The sequence below is a fragment of the Microbacterium maritypicum MF109 genome (genome assembly GCF_000455825.1).
GTDB lineage: Bacteria > Actinomycetota > Actinomycetes > Actinomycetales > Microbacteriaceae > Microbacterium > Microbacterium maritypicum_A.
The window spans coordinates 1-384 of sequence record NZ_ATAO01000253.1 but is presented as its reverse complement, the minus strand read 5'-3'; the positions used below and the strand labels follow the sequence as shown (position 1 = coordinate 384).

Here is a 384-nt window from a genome sequence, read left to right as displayed (position 1 = left end):
GTAGTAGATCTTGTGCTCCAGACTGGCCCAGAAGTCCATCGCTATCGTGCGGAACTGCACCTCGACCGGTACCGAGAGCGCACCGGTCGACAGGAAGACGGGCACCTCGATGATCGCGTGCAGGCTCTTGTAGCCGTTGGCCTTCGGCTGCGCGATGTAGTCCTTCACCGTGCGCACCGTGACGTCGTCCTGCGCGGTGAGCAGATCGAACAGGCGGTAGACGTCGGCGACGAAGCTGCAGGTCACGCGCACACCGGCGATGTCGGTGATCTCCGCGCGGATGCGGTCGAAGTCGGGTTCGTCGATGCCCTTGCGGGCGATCTTCTCCACGATGCTGTCCGGCGACTTCAGCCGGCTCTTCACGTGCTCGATCGGGTTGTACGC

The 384-nt window shown here is 63.5% G+C and carries 1 protein-coding gene; it reads right to left on the bottom strand.

The window, feature by feature from the left end; translation table 11 throughout:
• A partial coding sequence (locus L687_RS41405; RefSeq protein WP_021201740.1) for a GTP pyrophosphokinase occupies positions 1 to 384 on the bottom strand: 384 nt, incomplete at both ends.